This is a genomic window from Alcanivorax sp. HI0044, assembly GCF_001634945.1.
This window is the reverse complement of record NZ_LWEZ01001269.1, coordinates 1-517: the sequence shown is the minus strand read 5'-3', so window position 1 is coordinate 517 and position 517 is coordinate 1. Positions and strand designations below refer to the sequence as shown.

General features: G+C 59.2%; 1 protein-coding gene. It reads right to left on the bottom strand.

All coding sequences use genetic code 11. The features are described from left to right. Window positions 1-90: 90 nt before the first annotated feature. A partial coding sequence (gene ppa, locus A3730_RS18275) for an inorganic diphosphatase (protein WP_063538631.1) occupies window positions 91-517 on the bottom strand: 427 nt, incomplete at its 5' end.

Genomic DNA, 517 nt, shown 5'->3' with positions numbered 1-517 from the left:
CAGAAACGGGGCGCGCAGGCCGAGAAACCGGCAGGCTGCATCGAGGGCATCCTGAGCGCTGGCGCTGGACAAAGCCAGTTTCGCGTCGACTTACTTGGCGTTCTCGTAAGCTTCGACAGATTTGATGATCTCGGCTTTGGCCGCTTCGGCGCCATCCCAGCCATCAACTTTCACCCACTTGCCTGCTTCCAGCTCTTTGTAGTGCTCGAAGAAGTGCTTGATCTGGGCCAGCAGCAGCTCTGGCAAGTCGTTGATGTCTTTCACGTTGTCGTAGATCTTGGTCAGCTTGGTGTGCGGAACCGCCACCAGCTTGGCATCTTTACCGGCTTCGTCGGTCATGTTCAGGATGCCCACCGGGCGACAGCGAATCACGGAGCCGGGAACCACCGGGTAGGGGGTCACAACCAGCACGTCCAGCGGATCGCCATCTTCGGACAGGGTGTTGGGGATGTAGCCGTAGTTGGCCGGGTAGAACATGGGGGTTGCCATGAAGCGGTCCACGAATACCGCGTTGCTG